The organism is Halomonas sp. 3H (assembly GCF_024206005.1).
GTDB classification, from domain to species: Bacteria; Pseudomonadota; Gammaproteobacteria; order Pseudomonadales; family Halomonadaceae; genus Halomonas; species Halomonas campaniensis.
In genome coordinates this window covers 1630620-1646880 of sequence record NZ_CP100360.1, presented here as the reverse complement: position 1 = coordinate 1646880, position 16261 = coordinate 1630620, and the positions used below count along the sequence as shown (strand labels likewise).

Genomic DNA, 16261 nt, shown 5'->3' with positions numbered 1-16261 from the left:
CGTTCCTTTAATTGCAGGGTCATCGCGGCAGTAGCACAGTGGCAGGGGTAGCCACACCGGCAGGGGTCAGACCCTTAAATGAACTTAGGCGGCCCTTTGCCTAAGTCCATTTAAGGGTCTGACCCCGGTGGAGAAGGCACCCCGATGGAGGGGCCACGAAGGCTGATTACAGCCTCAGGTCCACGCTCTCCTTGGGCAGCACGTACTTGAGATCATAGAGCACGTGCTCCGGCTTGCCCCAGGCGCGGATGCCTTCCGCCCCCAGCTCGCGGAACTCGCGGTGGGCCACGGCCAGGATCACGGCGTCGTAGGCACCGGCCTCGGGGGCCTCTACCGGGCGAATGCCATATTCGGCCTCGGCCTCGGCCTTGTTCACCTGGGGGTCGAAGACGTCCACCGCCACGTTGTAGTCGGCCAGCTCATTGAGGATATCCACCACCCGGGTGTTGCGCAGGTCCGGGCAGTTTTCCTTGAAGGTGAGGCCCATCACCAGCACCCGGGCCCCCTCCACGTGGATACGCCGCTTGATCATCTGCTTGATCAGCTGGCTTGCCACGTAGGCGCCCATGCCGTCGTTGATGCGCCGCCCGGCGAGGATCATCTCCGGGTGGTAGCCCACCTGCTCAGCCATGTGGGTCAGGTAGTAGGGTCCACGCCGATGCAGTGGCCACCCACCAGCCCCGGGCGGAACGGCAGGAAGTTCCACTTGGTACCGGCGGCCTGGAGCACCTCCTCGGTATCGATCCCCAGGCGGTTGAAGATCACCGCCAGCTCGTTGATTAGGGCGATGTTGATATCGCGCTGGGTGTTCTCAATCACCTTGGCGGCCTCGGCCACGGCGATGGAGCTCGCCTTGTGGGTACCGGCGGTGATCACCCGGCCATAGAGCGCATCGACGAAGTCGGCTACTTCGGGGGTAGAGCCGGAGGTGACCTTCTTGATGGTGGTCACCCGGTGCTCCTTGTCGCCCGGGTTGATCCGCTCCGGGCTGTAGCCGGCGAAGAAGTCGCGGTTGTAGGTGAGCCCGGAGACCCGCTCCACCACCGGGATGCACGCCTCTTCGGTGGCGCCCGGGTAGACGGTGGACTCGTAGATCACCACATCGCCCTGCCCCATCACCTGGCCCAGGGTCTCGCTGGCCTTGATCAGCGGCGTCAGATCCGGCCGGCGGCTCGCGTCGATGGGGGTCGGCACGGTGACGATATAGACGTTGCACGCCTTGAGCGCCTCGAGGTCGCTTGCGAAGCTCAGCTGGCTTGCCTCGGCCAGCAGCTCCGGCTACACCTCCAGGGTGTGGTCGATGCCATCGCGCAGCTCACCGATGCGCTTGGTGTTGATATCGAAGCCCACGGTGGGCAGCACCTTGCCGAACTCCACCGCCAGCGGCAGCCCCACATAGCCCAGGCCGATCACGCCCAGACGCACGTTATCCATGTCCAACATCGAAAATTCCTTGATTGCAGGGGTCAGACACTTCGACACACTTAGGCGGGGGTTGGCCTAAGTTTGCCGAAGGGTCTGACCCCGGTGGAAACAACTCCCGCCGCGCACCCGCCGCTTCAGACTCCCGGCGGAGGCCGCCCTACCCGCGATAAGCGCCAACACGGGGTTCCCCCCGCGGCAGGGGTTTGACCCAAGGGGGCTACGCCAGCACTTGATAAAGTCGCCAATACCGGCCTCAACCCCACCAGTGCCGCCAGCATATTCCAAATAGCTCAGCCACGCTGGCTACCTTCACCTTCGGGCATCGCCGCCAGGCTGAACTGTAGCGACTCCAGCTCCACCAAGGCGCGACGCAGCTGCATGATGCCGATCAGGGCCCCGAACAGCACCGCCCCACCAATAAGCAGCGGGCCGCTCTCGAGGCTGCTCAGCTTACCCTGGCTGACCAGCTCCAGCAGGAAGGCGAAGAGTGGCGAGAGAACAAAGGCCAGCTGAGAAACCTTGCTGGCTCCCGAAAGCCGGCGCATGTAGCGCTCCAGGCGGGCCGACATCAATCGCCGCTGCTCCGCCGGCACGCCCTGCAAATAGTCACGCAACCTACTCTCCTGCTCAAAGCGCTTGTCCAGCTCACGCATCAGCTCCGGCACCGGATCCACAAGAGTGCGCATGGGCAGCACTAGCAGCCAGAGGCCGTACAGATAGCATGCCAGCACGGTAACCAGCGCCGCGGCACGCACCCATCCAGGTTCTCGCCAGTCCGCAGGAAGGGCGATCAGCGCCAACACCGCCAGCAGCAGCGCGAGTAGCGGTAAGAGCTCCTTCCACCTGCAGGAAGCATTGGAGGAAGCTGGGCGGGCGTCACGAAACTTGTCGAGCAGCTGGGAAAAGGTGGTCACTTCCCCGGCTCCTTCACTACCGCGGGAACCTTGTTGCGGCCCGGCCATCAGGGCAGCTTCATCTGCCGCCTCTCCCTTGGCGGAGTGCGGCTGCGGGCTCGTGCCCACGGCCGCTCTGTCGTCAGGTTGCCGCAGAGCGCCATCAACGGGAGCAGCTGGCGGCGTCTTTGCGGAGCTCTTTGTGCCCAAGAGAAAGACGGCGCCCAGCAGAGAAGACCAAAGCACCACCATGGCATCGAAGAAGGTTTCACCAACGAAGGTAAAAAATCCCGGGGAGCCTGTCATTGCAGAGACGCTGGTCCCTTTGTGCGCCGCAATCTTGACCACCAAGGCAGTCACCAGCATGACAAAGGGTGTCAGCCAAAGCTCATCCTTCTTCCCCGCATTTATCTTGATGTGGCGAATTGCCCAAACCGTTGCCCCAGCATAGACGATCACCAATAAAGAAATAAGACACTCAGCCAAAGTCACCTCCCTGTCTACTCAACTCCATCACTTCTCCTCGCCGAATACCACACCGAGCGCTACATATTGACCCCAGCCCTACCCCCCGTTAGCCTCCCGCCAACGTTAAAAACCGAGCCTGCCCATGAATCCCACTCAGCCCTATCTGTTCCGCGGCGAAATCCCAACACCAAAACGTCAGCCAAAACGCTCCGGCCAGCCCGGTCGCCGCAGGCCTCGGCTGCCGCTGCCCAAGCTCAGCGCCTGGGCGCCCTGGGTGCTGCTAGGGGTGGTGCTTTATGGGCTGCTGTTCTGGGGGATTGAACGACTTGGCCTTGCGACTGTTTCCAGCCACCTGGTTGCCTGGGTAGGCGTAATCACGCTGGCGGCATGCGTTGAGCTCACGGGGTGGATCTGGAACGGCAAGCAACCGCCGGACCTGATGCTACCGATGGGACTCGGCGGCGTTATCGCCATGCTGCTCGCCCTACTCTAGGCCGATTGTGATTGACCGCCGGCCTGCGGTAGCCGAGCTTGTCTCTGCTTGATCCAGGACTTCTGGAGCACCGCCATCTGCGCGGCGGCAGTGAGCAGCACCATGAACGCCAGGGACTCCGGGTACTGCGCCGGCATGGCCAGCAGCGCCATGACCAGCACGGTGACCCCGCAGCTAAGCACGCCCAGCGCCCAGGAGGAGTGCCAGACGCGCTTGAGCGCCATCCACGCCACCGCCTGGGCGGGGATCAGCACCACCGCGGCGAAGCCAAGCAACCCCACCAGCCCCAGGCCGGCACCCACCGCGGCCACCAGCGAGTAGTAGTTGGGGTAACCCGCCAGCCGGGCCTCCACCGACGCCGGGGCCAGCTGGCCACTGCCCAGCAGCCAGCTCTCCTGCCAGGCCTGCCAGGCGTGGTACCAGAGGGACAGCCGTTCGACCATGCCCGGATGCAGCGCGCGGGCCTGATCCAGCTCGCCGCGCAGCGCCATGCCGATGGCCTGCAGCGGCTCGACGACCACCAGCGCTAGGGCCGCACCGCCGCCCAGCATCAGCTGCAGCGTACCGGCCCCCAGCAGCCCCAGGGCCAGCACCACCAGCAGGCCCAGCCGGCCGATCCGGTAGCCCTGGTGGCGCCCCAGCACCGGGCTGGCCGCAGCAAAGCACAGCACCCCGGCCAGGGTGGCCAGCCAGGCGGTGGTGAAGCCAGTGCCCATCAGGATGATCACCCCGGGCACCGCACAGACCAGCGACACCGCCACCTGATAGGCGGGCCGCCAGCCGGTGCCCAGCCGCTGCAGGCCGGAGAACAGCAGCGCCAGCAGCAGCATCAGCCCGGCGCTGGCCATGAAGCCCACCCGCCCCGGCTCCCCCCAGGCCCAGGGGCTGGTCAGCGAGCCCTGCTCCAGGCGCACCCAGTCGGCCTGCATCACGAACGCCACCGCGCCACCGCTCAACAGGGCCAGCAGCAGCCAGGTCCAGTGCACCCGCAGCTGGGCCAGCCACCAGGCCAGCGGAAGGCTCAGCAGCCCGGTCAGGGCGAGCAGGTTGAAGCCCTCGTCCTCAAGCGACGCCCCGCCGAGCCCCAGCCGCACCAGCACATAGCCGCTCAGCGCCAGGCTGAGCCAGAACAGCGGCAGCCGCGACAGATCCCGCCACAGTGCCGGCGCCGAGGCAAGCGCCGCGGCCAGCATCATGGCCGCACCTGCCATCGCCAGAGGCATGCTCAGCGGCAGGGTGAAGCAGAGCACGTAGGCGCCCAGCACCGCCAGGCGCCGGCGCTTGCCGCCCACCAGGGGGCGCTGGCGCAGGCGCACCGCCAGCCGCTCGCTCTGCTGTACCCGAGCCGCCCCCAGCGTGGCCAGGTGCAGGCGGCGCAGCGCCTTGCTGGTCAGCCAGGCGCGGCGCACGAACAGATCGTGCAGGGCAAAGAGGCCCACCAGGCCCACCAGCAGCACCCCATCGGGCACGCCTGCCAGCGAGAAGCTGACCCCCACCGCGCCCAGCGCCGCCACCAGCAGCATCAGGATCAGCGTGGTCTGCCCCGGCGAGAAGCCCGCGCGCAGGAAGATATGGTGCAGGTGATCGCGATCCGCCGAGAAGGGGCTGCGCCCCTTGCGTAGGCGCCGCACCATCAGGCTCAGGGTGTCCATTACCGGGAGGGCCAGCACCCAGCCGTAGGCGATGGGGCTGACCACCGCCGTTTCGCTCTGGGAGAGCGCCACCACGAACCAGGCGATGGCGAAGCCCAGCGCCATGCTGCCGGCATCACCCATGAACACGCTGGCGCGACGACGCAGGGGGTGGCGCATATTGAACAGCAGAAAGCCCACCACTGAGGCGGCCAGGGTGACGATCACCGCCAGGAGCGTGAGCTGGCTCTGTAGCGCCGCCACGAACCCCAGCCAGCCCAGCACGCTCAGCGCGCTGCCGCCGGCCAGGCCGTCCACCCCATCCATCATGTTGATGGCGTTGATCAGCCCCGCCACGGCCACGATGGTAAAGGGCACCGCCAGCCAACCCAGCTGCACCTCGCCCACCAGCGGGAAGCGACCCAGAGTGACCATCACCTGCTGCCCCCACAGCACCATCAGCGCGGCCACCGCCAGCTGCACGCCCAGCTTGACGGTGCTGCGCATGTCCCGGGCGTCGTCGATCACCCCGCAGGCTACCAGCGCCACCAGGCCGACGTAGAGCGGCAGCAGCTCGCCCAGCGGCACCGCGAGCAGCGGCTGCACCAGCAGGAAACCGGCAAAGACCCCCAGCCCCCCGGTCAGCGGCACGATACCCTGGTGCTGCTTTCGGCCGCCGGGAATGTCCGCAAGGCCCCAGGCAACGGCAGGACGGCGCAGCAGCAGGATGGCAAGGGCGGAAAGGCCCAGAGCCAACAAGGGCAATATTGGGGTGATACCCATTTCAGTTCTCTTCCTTGCATTTTTCTTGATGACCCTTTTCCGCGGGCCTTGTGGCTGTGATGCACTTTCCGCTGGAACTTAGGAATACCGCCCCGTTCGTCACCGCCAAACACTAACCATCACAGCAAAAAACTCATCACTTGCTCACACCCTCTGACCGAGAAGCCACCGCAACGTCAGCTTTCCCAGCGGCCCTTTCCAACGCCTCCAGCATCTTCTCCGCCTGCTGGTCCCGGGAATAAGTCCTGGCGGCCTCAAGGCCACGCTCGCGCAACACCGCTCGCCGCTGCGGGTCACGCTGCAGTGCCTGGATGGCTTCTGCCATGGCCTGCGGGTCTTCGGGCGGGACGCACACGCCGGCCCCGGACTCCTTGAGGATGCCGGTGGCCTCGCCCTCCGGCAGCGACATCAGCACCGGAATGCCCATGGCCATGCACTCGAACATCTTGGAGGGAATCACGCTCTCGAACACCGGCGTATCCCGCAGCGGGATCAGCGCCAGGTCACATAGCGACCAGTATCCAGGCATAGCGTCTTTAGGCTGGCGCGGCACGAAGCGAACGTTGTCGAGGCCTAGCGCTTCAGCTCTGGACTCCACTTCAGCCTTGGCCGCGCCGGCCCCCACGAACAGGAAGACGATATCGTCGCGTTCGCGCAGCCGCTCGGCCGCCTCCAGCACCTTGTCCAGCGCATGGGCCATGCCGTGGGTGCCCAGATAGCCCACCACGAACTTGCCTTCCAGCCCATGCTCGCGGCGCAGGGCCTCATCCGGCGACATCGGCTGATAGCGCGCGAGGTCCACGCCGTTGAGCACCATATCGATCTTGCCGCCGTCGATGCCCCGCGAAATCAGGTCCTGCTTGAAGGCGTGGGTCACCGCCACCACGCGCCGAGCGCGGCGATAGAGAAACAGCTCGAGCTTCTCGAGCAGGCGGATGGTACGGCTCTCTTCCATGGCACCCACGGCAACGATGGAAGCGGGCCAGAGGTCACGCAGCTCGAAGATGAACGGCTTGCGCCGCACCGCCGCCAAGGCCCAGCCGCCCACGGCAGCAAAGAACTGTGGCGAGCTGGCCACGATCACGTCTGGCCGCTTCTGGCACAGGCCCCCGACGAAACCGCTGACCATAAAGGAGACATAGTCCAGGGTGCGCTTCAGGAAGCCCTCGTTTGAGGTGATATAGCTCTTCACCCGCACCACGCGGATGCCGTCCCACTCCTCCACCGCATACCAGCGGTTCCGATAGCCGGAAAAAACCTTCCCCTCCGGGAAGTTGGGAGCACAGGTCACCACCGTGACCTCATGGCCGGCCCGCACCCAGCGCACGGCATGGTCATAGAGCCGATTGGCGGGTGCATTGGTTTCGGGGGGGAAGTTATCCGAGAGAAACAGGATGCGCATGGGGCTCGTCTTGAAGCGAAGAAGGAACGGGGCGCAAGCGGGGCTCAGGCCCAACGAAAGGCAGTGGAACAGGCGGGGGCCGCGAAGGCCACTACCAGGCACTGGCTGGGGTGAGATTCGCCGAAGCGGGGATGCCAGCTGGCGGACTCGACGTGCGCCTCTCCGCCTTCGATGGCCAGTGCCAGGCGGCGGCCATCGGGCAGGGTCAGCTCGCCATGGCGGGGATCCTGCAAGGCCAGTGACACCCCCGCATGGCAGTGGAAGCGCGCCTCGGCCCGGGTGAAGCGACCCTCGAGTCGATCCCGAACCACCAGCTGCCCCTTCTGGAACCCCCATTCGCGGTGGTGCACCACCCTGCCAGGCAGGCGACGATAGCCGTCGTGGCTTCCCGTGATGGTCACCCCCTCTGCCTGGGTATCGATGCCGACCGGCCCCGGTCGGGCCCGGCGGGCGACGCGAAACCCCGCCCACACCTCGGAGGAGTTCTCGCCGTCCACCACCACGGTGTTGTGGGCAGCCGTAGAGCGCTGGCGGTGGCGCTCGGCGTCCTCGCCGTACCGGGAGATTCCGGAGTTGACCAGCACCCGCTGGCCGAACAGGCTGAGCTCGAAGCTTAGGGTATCGGCATGAGCATGACCGGGCTGGTAGTCCGGTCCGACCGGGGCGAGATCGAGCAGCGCCTTGCCTGCTTCCGGCCATTCCAGTGCCACATAGCCACTGGCCTTGGCATGGCGGACTACCACGGCGGCACTCTGGGCATGAGTGATTAACGAGGCGGCTTCCCCCTCAGGCACAACCCCCAGTTGCTCGGCATAGCCCGTCACATCCGCCAGAGCCGGGCCGATACCGAAGGCCGCATCGTTGAAGAAGCCGATCTCGCCATCCGGGTGGCTCATCATCTCCAGCCAGGCCAGCCCCCTGACCAGTGTCTCGCGCCAGGCCAGGGCGCGCCCTTCAAGGGCCGGCAGCCCGCTGCACTCGGCCAGCTGGATCAGGTCGGCCAGGTCCCACATCAGGGTGGCGTGGTACATGGGCGAGCGCTCGAAGTGGCCGCCGTCCGCCAGGAACTGCTCGGGAATCTCCGCATCGAGGATCGCCAGGCCCTGACGCAACCAGCGTTCGGCGTCTTCACCCTGCAGAAAGGCACCGGCGAAGGTCAGCGCCTTGCCGTTGGCGAACAGGTGATTGGCCAGGATGTGGTATTCGCGCTGGGCAGAAAGCGCCTGGGTCTGTCGCGCCAGGCTCGCCACCCAGGCCGCCGGAATCGGCTCGCCGGCCTGCCCGGCCTTCCCGCTTAGCCACTTGACCAGGTTCACCAGGCGCAGCGACAGCGCATAGGGCTCCCAGCCGTTACCGGCCAGCGGCGGGTTCTCGTCGATCCAGCGCGCCACCAGCGCCCGGTGCCGGGCATCGCGCTCTTCGGCACCCTGGGCGCAGAGTTCATCCAGGTAGTGCAGGTTATAGAGCCACAGCTTGCTCTTGCCGGGATGGTTCCAGTCCTCCGCGCTGCCCAGCTCACCCCGCTCGCCGAGAAAATCGAACGCCCACTCCCCGGGCTCCCGCTCTCCTGTTTTCGACTCCCCAGCCTTCCCCTCGCCTAGCAGCGCCGACGGCATCCAGGCCGGTGCCGACCAGGCATCGGCCCACCGGCGCCGTGCCACCGGCCCCAGGGGGGCCAGGGCCTGCCGGCTCACGCGGCCTCGCAGCAAGCGGTAATAGAGCCGCCAGCCGATCTGGCCAGGCTTGAGGTAGCGAACGGTATGAAACAGGCGCGAGTAACGCGACAACATTGAAAGTTCCGTTTTCAAGACCAAAGAACAACACCGAAGACTCGGCCTCGGCGGTTAACTATCACACGATTGTCAATTCTTGGGGCATCGATAGAAGAAGGGTCGTCAGCCCACCGGTTTCATCAGGGGGATGGTGGGACGCGGCAAGCGTGCTTCGGCCGACATCCGCAATGCGTGCTCTCGCCAGAACGGCCAGGTATTATGAACGGCGTTGTATCGCATGAATTCACTGATAGCCGCTTCGGAAAGGCCATCTCGGTAGCGGTAGGTCGCAGCAAAGCAAGCCGTGATCTCAGCCAGCACATGTACCGAATCCTCATCGCCTGCTTCAGGCAGCAGTACAAACCTTACCCCATAATCGATACGAGCCCTCAGCAGGCTATCGGCCCCGTCCTCGCCGGCCTCAACAGGCTCCAGCAGATCGACAGAAACGGCCAGCTTATCCTGCTGCACCATTCCTTCGGGAATATTATTCTGATGAATTTCATCATGACGTCTCACGGTAGAGCCATAGAGATAGATATCGACAATCTCGACCTTTTCCGTCGCCTCGGCGATCAACTGCTTATCCATACCGCAGCTCTTCTACGGTCAATGTCTTGACGCGATAGCGTGAAAAGCCACTGCTGCCAACGCCATCACCGGCATCTGGAGAGTGAGTCTCCCAGGACTCGGTATCTTCCGACCCGCCGGATACCTGATGGCCGATAACACGCTTTCGAAAAGTAAAAGAGCGATGAGTCATGGCCTTCAAATCATCGACCAGCTCAGGGTGGCGATAACACAAGCGCAGCAATCTATCCATCGCGGCGCTTTGGGTCACCTCCCCTCTTTCGTATTTGGAAAATGCATTTCTGCCTCCGCCAAACAGCAGAGCCGCCATTTCCTGATTGAGGTCGAGCTCACTGCGCAATCGAACAATATCACTACCGGTCAGCAGGCCATCTTGAGCACGCTTCGCATCGCGGACTGCAGCATCATTACGCCGAATCTGCTCCGTCGCAATAAACTCCCTCCCGCAATTGGCACATACCGAATACTCCATCGGTACCTGTAGCACGGTTGCTTTATACTTCACCGGCTCTACTTCGGCATATTGCTGAACTTCGTGGGAACCGCACAGTTTGCAATGTCCCATGATGCCACCTCGTTTCAAAACTGCGTCAGATGGAAAGAGCCTAGGTCCACGACCAGGCAGTTATCGATCAAGCAAAATTTCACGTATAGCTGATCCGTCTCTCCATCCTGACTATCCGGCCGTGGATAGCGACAAATGTACTCATCATCACCGGGCGCGGCTTGCCGAAAATGGCTCTTGCTGAACTCCGCCTCGCTCAGCCTCGACAGGCAGTCCGCAACATCCTCAAGCTCATAGCCCAGGTTCGCCACATCGCGCATGACCTTGCGTCCCCGATATTCGACTCGTAGCTGCCTTGCCGCAGCATGGACATCGTTCAGGTCATAGATCGGCACCACCCACCCCTTCTAACCACCATGGTTAGCTCCCTGAGTGTAACGTGCAAACCGATCATGCGCCAGCTGCAGGGGCCGGCGACGCTGTGGGCCTGTAGCCAGCTACCCCAGCCTTCACTGCGCGGGGTGCGCCTCGGCCGTCTCGACGCTCTCTCGCACTAGCGCGACCAGCACATCGCTTCGGCGCCGGTTCTGCCCGGTCCATACGCCGCGGGTGTCCACCAGGTGGCGGCCAGCCAGGCGCTCGCTAGCTATCTTCTTGAACGCCTTGTGATCTACCAGAAGAACGACAATATCGGACTCGTCCAGGGCCACATCGATGCTGGTAAGTTTGGCGCCATGCAGACTCTCGGGGAGCTCATCGATATTGGGCTCCACCACCATCAGCCTACCGGGCAGCCTGGCCTTCAGCGCATGGGTGATCGCCAGCGCGGGGCTTTCGCGCAGGTCGTCGATATCCGGCTTGAACGCCAGCCCCAGGCACGCCACAGTGACATCTCGTGCGGTGCGCTCGGGATGTTGGCTAAGGAACTGCCCAATCGCCTGGTTGACCTGGTCGATCACCCACTCGGGCTTGCTGTCGTTGACTTCGCGGGCCGTGCGGATCAGGCGGGCCTGCTCCGGGGTCTCGCTGACGATGAACCAGGGGTCCACGGCGATGCAGTGGCCGCCCACCCCGGGCCCCGGCTGCAGGATATTGACTCGCGGGTGGCGGTTGGCCAGGCGAATCAGTTCCCAGACGTTGATATCGAGCTTGTCGCAGATGATCGAGAGCTCGTTGGCGAAGGCGATGTTCACATCGCGGAAGCTGTTCTCGGTTAGCTTGGCCATCTCGGCGGTGCGTGCCGTGGTGGTGATGCACTCCCCCCGCACGAATAGCTCATAGAGCGCGCAGGCAGCCTCCGAGCAGCGCGGCGTCATGCCGCCGATTACCCGGTCATTCTCCACCAGCTCACGCACCACATGGCCGGGCAACACCCGCTCGGGGCAGTGCGCTACGCGGATGTCAGAGGCTTCACCCTGCTGGCTGGGAAAGCTCAGGTCCGGGCGCGCCTCGGCGAGCCAGGCCTCCATCTGCTCGGTGGCGCCCACCGGAGAGGTGGACTCCAGGATGACCAGATCCCCCGGCTTCAGTACCGGAGCGATTGCCAGACTGGCCGCGCGGATATAGCTCAGATCCGGCACATGCTCCTTGCCCTCCTCGCGCTTGAAGGGCGTTGGCACGGCGACCAGAAAGGCATCCGCTGGCTCCGGTATGGTGGTTGCCCGCAGGTGGCCCTCCTTCACCGCCGCATGCACGAGCATGTCGAGCTCGGGTTCGACGATATGGATTTCACCGCGGTTGATGGTATCCACCGCCCGCTGGCTGATATCCACGCCGATGACCTTCTTGCGGCGCGAGGCGATGACGGCGGCGGTAGGCAGGCCGATATAGCCAAGGCCGACCACGGAAATTGTCTTGAAGTCCATCTCTCAGTGCTCCTGCGGTTGAGCCGTGTCAGCCAGGTGGTCGAGGATTCGTGAGCAGGCCTGGCCATCCCCGTAGGGGTTGTGGGCGCGGCTCATGCGTCGATAGGCCTCGTTATCACCCAGCAGGGTATCGAGCGCGCTGGTGATAGAGTCAACATCGGTGCCCACCAGCTTGACGGTACCCGCCTGGACGGCTTCGGGCCGCTCGGTAGTGTCGCGCATCACCAGCACCGGCTTGCCCAGCGACGGCGCCTCTTCCTGGATACCGCCGGAGTCGGTAAGGATCAGGTGGGCGCGATGCATCAGGTACACAAAGGGCAGGTAATCCAGCGGCTCGATCAGGTGAACGTTGTCGATATCCGCCAGCAGGCGGTTGACCGGCTCCTGCACCTGGGGGTTGAGGTGCACCGGGTAGACGATCTGTACCTCGGGGTGCCGGCTCGCGGTTGTCCGCAGCGCCTGGCAGATGCGCTCGAAGCCGCCGCCGAAGCTTTCCCGGCGGTGCCCGGTGACCAGCACCATCCGGCGGTCGCCTTCCAGGAAGGCAAACTGGTCGCGACACCGCGCCTGCAGCGCCGGTGTCGTCTCCAGCTTCCCGACCACCTCCAGCAGCGCATCGACCACGGTGTTGCCCGTGACCTTAACGCTTGCCGGGTCGACGCCCTCCTCGAGCAGGTTGCGCTGTGAACGCTCGGTCGGCGCGAAGTGCCAGGCGGCCAGCGCCCCGGTCAGCTTGCGATTGGCCTCTTCCGGCCAGGGCGAGTAGAGGTTGCCGGTGCGCAGACCTGCTTCCACATGGGCCACGGGGACCTGCTGGTAGTAGGCGGCCAGTGTCGCCGCGAAGGTGGTGGCCGTATCGCCGTGCACCAGCACCACGTCGGGGCGCTGTTCGGTCAGTACCGCCTTCATCCCCTGCAGAATGGCCGTGGTGACGTCGGTAAGGTCCTGCCCAGGCTGCATGATGCTCAGGTCAACATCCGGCACCAGCTCGAACAGGTCCAATACCTGATCGAGCATTTCCCGGTGCTGGCCGGTTACGCACACCCGGGCATCAAAGCGCGGGTCAGCTTGCAAGGCGAGCGCCAATGGGGCCATCTTAATCGCCTCCGGGCGCGTACCGAAGACGCAGAGCGTGCGCAGGGGTCGCGGTGAAGTCATGCACAGTCATCCATCAGCAAGGTCGATTTATACATACATGTAGGCTCCCGGCTGGCCAGGCCATCTGTTAATGTTATATTTCGCGAATCGCTATAAAGTTTATCCAAAAAAACTGCACACCTGTCCATATCTCACTTGGAGCCTCAGTTCATCTTAATGAGATGCCCACTGTTTCGCGGCAGTCCACATCTCTCTCTATCACTATCCAAAACAATATAAATAAAAACAAACCAACCTATTGGCAGAACAAAAGGCCCATCTTGAACCATTGTAATCAAAAAAGAATAAAGTACAAAAAAACCAAACCCAGAATACCCAAACAGGTCAGAAAAAGAGTTAAGCCTTAATACCCTTATTGAAAATAACAAAAAAACCAACAAGAACGGGAAACTAAAAACCCCCAATCTCATCACAAACTCAATAAGCCCACCCAGGTTACGGTAATTAGCAAAATAACTTAGGTCTCCGATTGGGGTCCACAGCACTGCGTTATATACACTCTCTCTCTCGCCGCTCCCAAAAATACCAAAATATCGAAGATTATTCAGTGAGAGAGGTATATTAAAAACTCTTCGCGCGGCTCCTTGCTGAAGCAAAGCTTCTGGGTTATTAAAAGCGAGCAAAAACATGGCTTCGATTCGGGTTCCGGACATCACATCAAACAGGTGAAGCAAAATAAAAAAAATAAACATTAATGAAATTGAAGAAATAATGCGAATTACAGTTTTTGCTTTCATAACGCTTACAAAGAAAAAAAGCACAACCGAAAGGTGCACTGCAAATGCATATGCAGACCTAGCTACCAAACCACTGAGCGCCAACAACAAAAAACTTGCGACAAAAGACATATTTAATCTTGATGAAAAGCCATAAGAATTTTCCTTCATAATTATATAAAGCATCAATACGTTCATAAGAGTTATAACTTTGCCCAGGTGCGATGGCTCGCCCGTTAATGACCTAGCACCTCTACCACTTTCCTTAAGGATGTGTACCACCGCGCTATCCCTATGAACTAGTCCAGCCAGAAATTCTGGCATAAAAAAGAGCTGAACTAGACCAACCCCGATGTAGCATGAAAGAACAAAAAAAACAAATTTTAGACCAATGTCTATATTATAATTTTTAATATAAATGTAAATGAAGTAGACAGTGGTAACGGCAAACAAATAAGTAAGAATAAACTTAGATGTCACTGAATAACCAAACACTAAGCCATATAAAATTAACGTAAATATGCTTAATAAAAAAACCAAAGTAGCCTTTAATGGAACTGATACTGAAAGTGCTAGAAAAACTGATGGAAGTAAAAAAAACACAAACAGCGGCTGAACATCTATTCCACTAACAAACCCCACGTACGGGAAGAACAAAGAGATCAAAACTATAAGAGTGAAAAACTTATTAACTTTCAGCATCTAAGAGACTCAAGTAATCGAAAACATTCCCGCAATCATCAGATTGATAAAGCCAATTTTTCAACTCCAGATTAGCATCCAACAGGCACTCTTTGTCATTTAAAAGAGAAAGCAAATCGCTGGCATTTCTCACAATGACGCTACTTTTTAGATTCTTGTTTATAAAATCCACCTCGACCTTCTTGTCAAAGTCAGAAAACAAGCAAAGTATAATCGGCTTCCCTAAGAGCAAAGCTTCTTTTGCAACACTTGACGTTCGCGTGACCACAATATCGGAACTATTAATTACATGTGTGGGATTGCTGCCACCAGTGACTTCAACTTCCTTATAATCTATAATTTCTTTATAATAAGACTCACTATCTCTAGGATGCAATTTTACATTCAGCGTCGAATTTTTTTGCCGTGCCCAATCTGCAATTTCTTTTATTATTAAAAGTGTCACTTCATGCTCATAGGGTTGAGTGAAGAAAGTAACTATCGATTTTCCACTAACTGGGGAAACGCCCTCGCTAATATTATGCACGCCTTTAAATAAACACTCGCCCTCTCTAATGGAGCCAATAGATTTGGCATTTTTATTACTGACTGATGAGTCGGATAAAAAAATATCATGCAAAGGAAAAAAAACCAATGGTTTACTTGAAACAACCACTGTTTGATATGAAACTGATGGAATGTTCTTCTTTCTCATCTCTGCGGTTTCAAAAGCAGCAGCACGTCCAGATATCTCAAAAGAGAGCAATCGCTTAACAGGCTGCTTTACTGAAACAGTCAAAATCTCTTTGTAGAAATAAACCACTGATACTGCGCGCAATTCCTGAAGAAGCCATCGATAGTCGATGTATTTAAACCTCAACTCTTCGCTAAAGCTATTCGACTTTCTTCTCAGCTTATTTAGTGTTTTTGCGTGTCTTTTAAGCGCATGCATAACATCGAGAGGGCTATACCCAAACAACTTTTCTTCATTCTTATTTTTTTTTATAAAAGACAAATTGCCAAGGAGATTTAACTGTGTTGACTGCGGAAACAAAGCAATTTTAGCTCCGGATAAACTAGAACTAAATTTCTCTGCAAACCTGTAATGGTGAGGAGCTCTAGCTATAATAAGAAAATTTACCTCCTCTTTTTTATTCGTGCTTACTCTGCTATTTAGAGCTCTCGACTTCATGGCGAAGGAAAGAATCAAGCACTGCAAAACCATCAGAATCAAAAAGATAGCATTTAGCAGCTTGTAAAAAGCTTTCCTAACAAGATTGAAGCAAAGAAAATCAGAGCCCACACAAAATCTTGCAACAAGTATATTTGGGTGGTATTTTGTTATTTTATCCGCTAAAACGTTAGCGCAAACTGCATTATATAATTTTGAAGAACCTCTCTTGGACTCTGTAGTTACGAACCCGTAAAAAGGAAGCTTGGTCATTCTTGAGCCTGGCGAAATTATAGTCACGCAGCCAGGACTGAACCTTTTAATCAAGTCGAATACATGGCGATTTATAAGATAACTTATACGCAAAGAATATGAAAAATACTCATTTAAAAAAGGCCTAACAAGCTCTTTAACTTCTTCATCACTTATTTTAGAGAACTCTATCGAAACTTTTTCAGCCAGCTCTTTTTCACAATTGTAATTATTTAAATTAATTTCTTCAACATAAAACCCCATCTCCTTAAAAGAGCTTGAAACGGCACTTGAACATACAACAAGCCTGTCTCTCGAAAGCTCGCTAACATATTTTTTTTTAACTCTATTATGGAGATAAATATACATTTTATGCCTTATGTGTTGTGCGATCAAGCAACATCGGCGGCCCTAATAAAACGAATCATTTGGCTTTGAAAGCTTCTGTATCTATT

12 protein-coding genes and 1 pseudogene are annotated in these 16261 nt (G+C 59.0%); 1 reads left to right on the top strand and 12 read right to left on the bottom strand.

What is annotated here, in order from left to right:
* Window positions 1-166: 166 nt before the first annotated feature.
* Window positions 167-1443: pseudogene (gene tviB / locus NFC98_RS07680) on the bottom strand (Vi polysaccharide biosynthesis UDP-N-acetylglucosamine C-6 dehydrogenase TviB).
* A gap of 272 nt (window positions 1444-1715) precedes the next feature.
* Entirely contained in the window at window positions 1716-2804 is a 1089-nt protein-coding gene (locus NFC98_RS07675; protein WP_254277492.1) for a hypothetical protein, read from the bottom strand.
* A 124-nt stretch (window positions 2805-2928) separates the two neighbouring features.
* On the opposite strand from NFC98_RS07675, the gene NFC98_RS07670 reads away from it, so the two are divergent.
* Window positions 2929-3279 (top strand): hypothetical protein, encoded by a 351-nt coding sequence (locus NFC98_RS07670; RefSeq protein ID WP_254277491.1) that lies wholly within the window; start codon window positions 2929-2931, stop codon window positions 3277-3279.
* Here the strand turns inward: NFC98_RS07670 and NFC98_RS07665 are convergent.
* The 10 genes from NFC98_RS07665 to NFC98_RS07620 all read right to left on the bottom strand — a co-directional run bounded on the left by NFC98_RS07665 (window position 3276) and on the right by NFC98_RS07620 (window position 16175).
* Entirely contained in the window at window positions 3276-5693 is a 2418-nt protein-coding gene (locus NFC98_RS07665; RefSeq protein ID WP_254277490.1) for an MraY family glycosyltransferase, read from the bottom strand. The two genes, NFC98_RS07670 and NFC98_RS07665, sit on opposite strands and share 4 nt — an antisense overlap.
* A 136-nt stretch (window positions 5694-5829) precedes the next feature.
* The gene (locus NFC98_RS07660; RefSeq protein ID WP_254277489.1) at window positions 5830-7095 is read right to left on the bottom strand and encodes a glycosyltransferase family 4 protein; all 1266 of its coding nucleotides are present in this window, start codon (window positions 7093-7095) and stop codon (window positions 5830-5832) included.
* 44 nt (window positions 7096-7139) lie between these two features.
* Window positions 7140-8885 carry a heparinase II/III family protein gene (locus NFC98_RS07655; protein ID WP_254277488.1) on the bottom strand — a complete coding sequence of 582 codons (1746 nt, stop codon included), beginning with the start codon at window positions 8883-8885 and terminating at the stop codon, window positions 7140-7142.
* Window positions 8886-8990: 105 nt separating this feature from the next.
* A complete protein-coding gene (locus tag NFC98_RS07650) occupies window positions 8991-9458 on the bottom strand; it encodes a hypothetical protein (protein WP_254277487.1) in 468 nt (155 codons plus the stop codon).
* Complete coding sequence (locus NFC98_RS07645; protein WP_254277486.1) at window positions 9451-10023, bottom strand: type II toxin-antitoxin system MqsA family antitoxin; 573 nt, start codon at window positions 10021-10023, stop codon at window positions 9451-9453. Before NFC98_RS07645 ends, NFC98_RS07650 begins: the two co-directional genes overlap by 8 nt.
* A 14-nt stretch (window positions 10024-10037) precedes the next feature.
* Window positions 10038-10358 carry a type II toxin-antitoxin system MqsR family toxin gene (locus NFC98_RS07640; protein ID WP_254277485.1) on the bottom strand — a complete coding sequence of 107 codons (321 nt, stop codon included), beginning with the start codon at window positions 10356-10358 and terminating at the stop codon, window positions 10038-10040.
* Between the two features lie 114 nt (window positions 10359-10472).
* Window positions 10473-11828 carry a UDP-N-acetyl-D-mannosamine dehydrogenase gene (gene wecC, locus NFC98_RS07635; RefSeq protein ID WP_254277484.1) on the bottom strand — a complete coding sequence of 452 codons (1356 nt, stop codon included), beginning with the start codon at window positions 11826-11828 and terminating at the stop codon, window positions 10473-10475.
* Between the two features lie 3 nt (window positions 11829-11831).
* Window positions 11832-12986 carry a non-hydrolyzing UDP-N-acetylglucosamine 2-epimerase gene (gene wecB / locus NFC98_RS07630; protein ID WP_254277483.1) on the bottom strand — a complete coding sequence of 385 codons (1155 nt, stop codon included), beginning with the start codon at window positions 12984-12986 and terminating at the stop codon, window positions 11832-11834.
* A 143-nt stretch (window positions 12987-13129) separates the two neighbouring features.
* Entirely contained in the window at window positions 13130-14404 is a 1275-nt protein-coding gene (locus NFC98_RS07625; protein WP_254277482.1) for a hypothetical protein, read from the bottom strand.
* Entirely contained in the window at window positions 14391-16175 is a 1785-nt protein-coding gene (locus NFC98_RS07620) for a hypothetical protein (RefSeq protein WP_254277481.1), read from the bottom strand. Before NFC98_RS07620 ends, NFC98_RS07625 begins: the two co-directional genes overlap by 14 nt.
* Window positions 16176-16261 lie beyond the last annotated feature (86 nt).

Coding starts and splice junctions, on each gene's coding strand:
- NFC98_RS07670 (WP_254277491.1), top strand. CDS start 2,929: ATGAATCCCACTCAGCCCTATCTGTTCCGCGGCGAAATCCCAACACCA.
- NFC98_RS07665 (WP_254277490.1), bottom strand. CDS start 5,693: ATGGGTATCACCCCAATATTGCCCTTGTTGGCTCTGGGCCTTTCCGCC.
- NFC98_RS07660 (WP_254277489.1), bottom strand. CDS start 7,095: ATGCGCATCCTGTTTCTCTCGGATAACTTCCCCCCCGAAACCAATGCA.
- NFC98_RS07655 (WP_254277488.1), bottom strand. CDS start 8,885: ATGTTGTCGCGTTACTCGCGCCTGTTTCATACCGTTCGCTACCTCAAG.
- NFC98_RS07650 (WP_254277487.1), bottom strand. CDS start 9,458: ATGGATAAGCAGTTGATCGCCGAGGCGACGGAAAAGGTCGAGATTGTC.
- NFC98_RS07645 (WP_254277486.1), bottom strand. CDS start 10,023: ATGGGACATTGCAAACTGTGCGGTTCCCACGAAGTTCAGCAATATGCC.
- wecC (WP_254277484.1), bottom strand. CDS start 11,828: ATGGACTTCAAGACAATTTCCGTGGTCGGCCTTGGCTATATCGGCCTG.
- wecB (WP_254277483.1), bottom strand. CDS start 12,986: ATGACTTCACCGCGACCCCTGCGCACGCTCTGCGTCTTCGGTACGCGC.
- NFC98_RS07625 (WP_254277482.1), bottom strand. CDS start 14,404: ATGCTGAAAGTTAATAAGTTTTTCACTCTTATAGTTTTGATCTCTTTG.
- NFC98_RS07620 (WP_254277481.1), bottom strand. CDS start 16,175: ATGTATATTTATCTCCATAATAGAGTTAAAAAAAAATATGTTAGCGAG.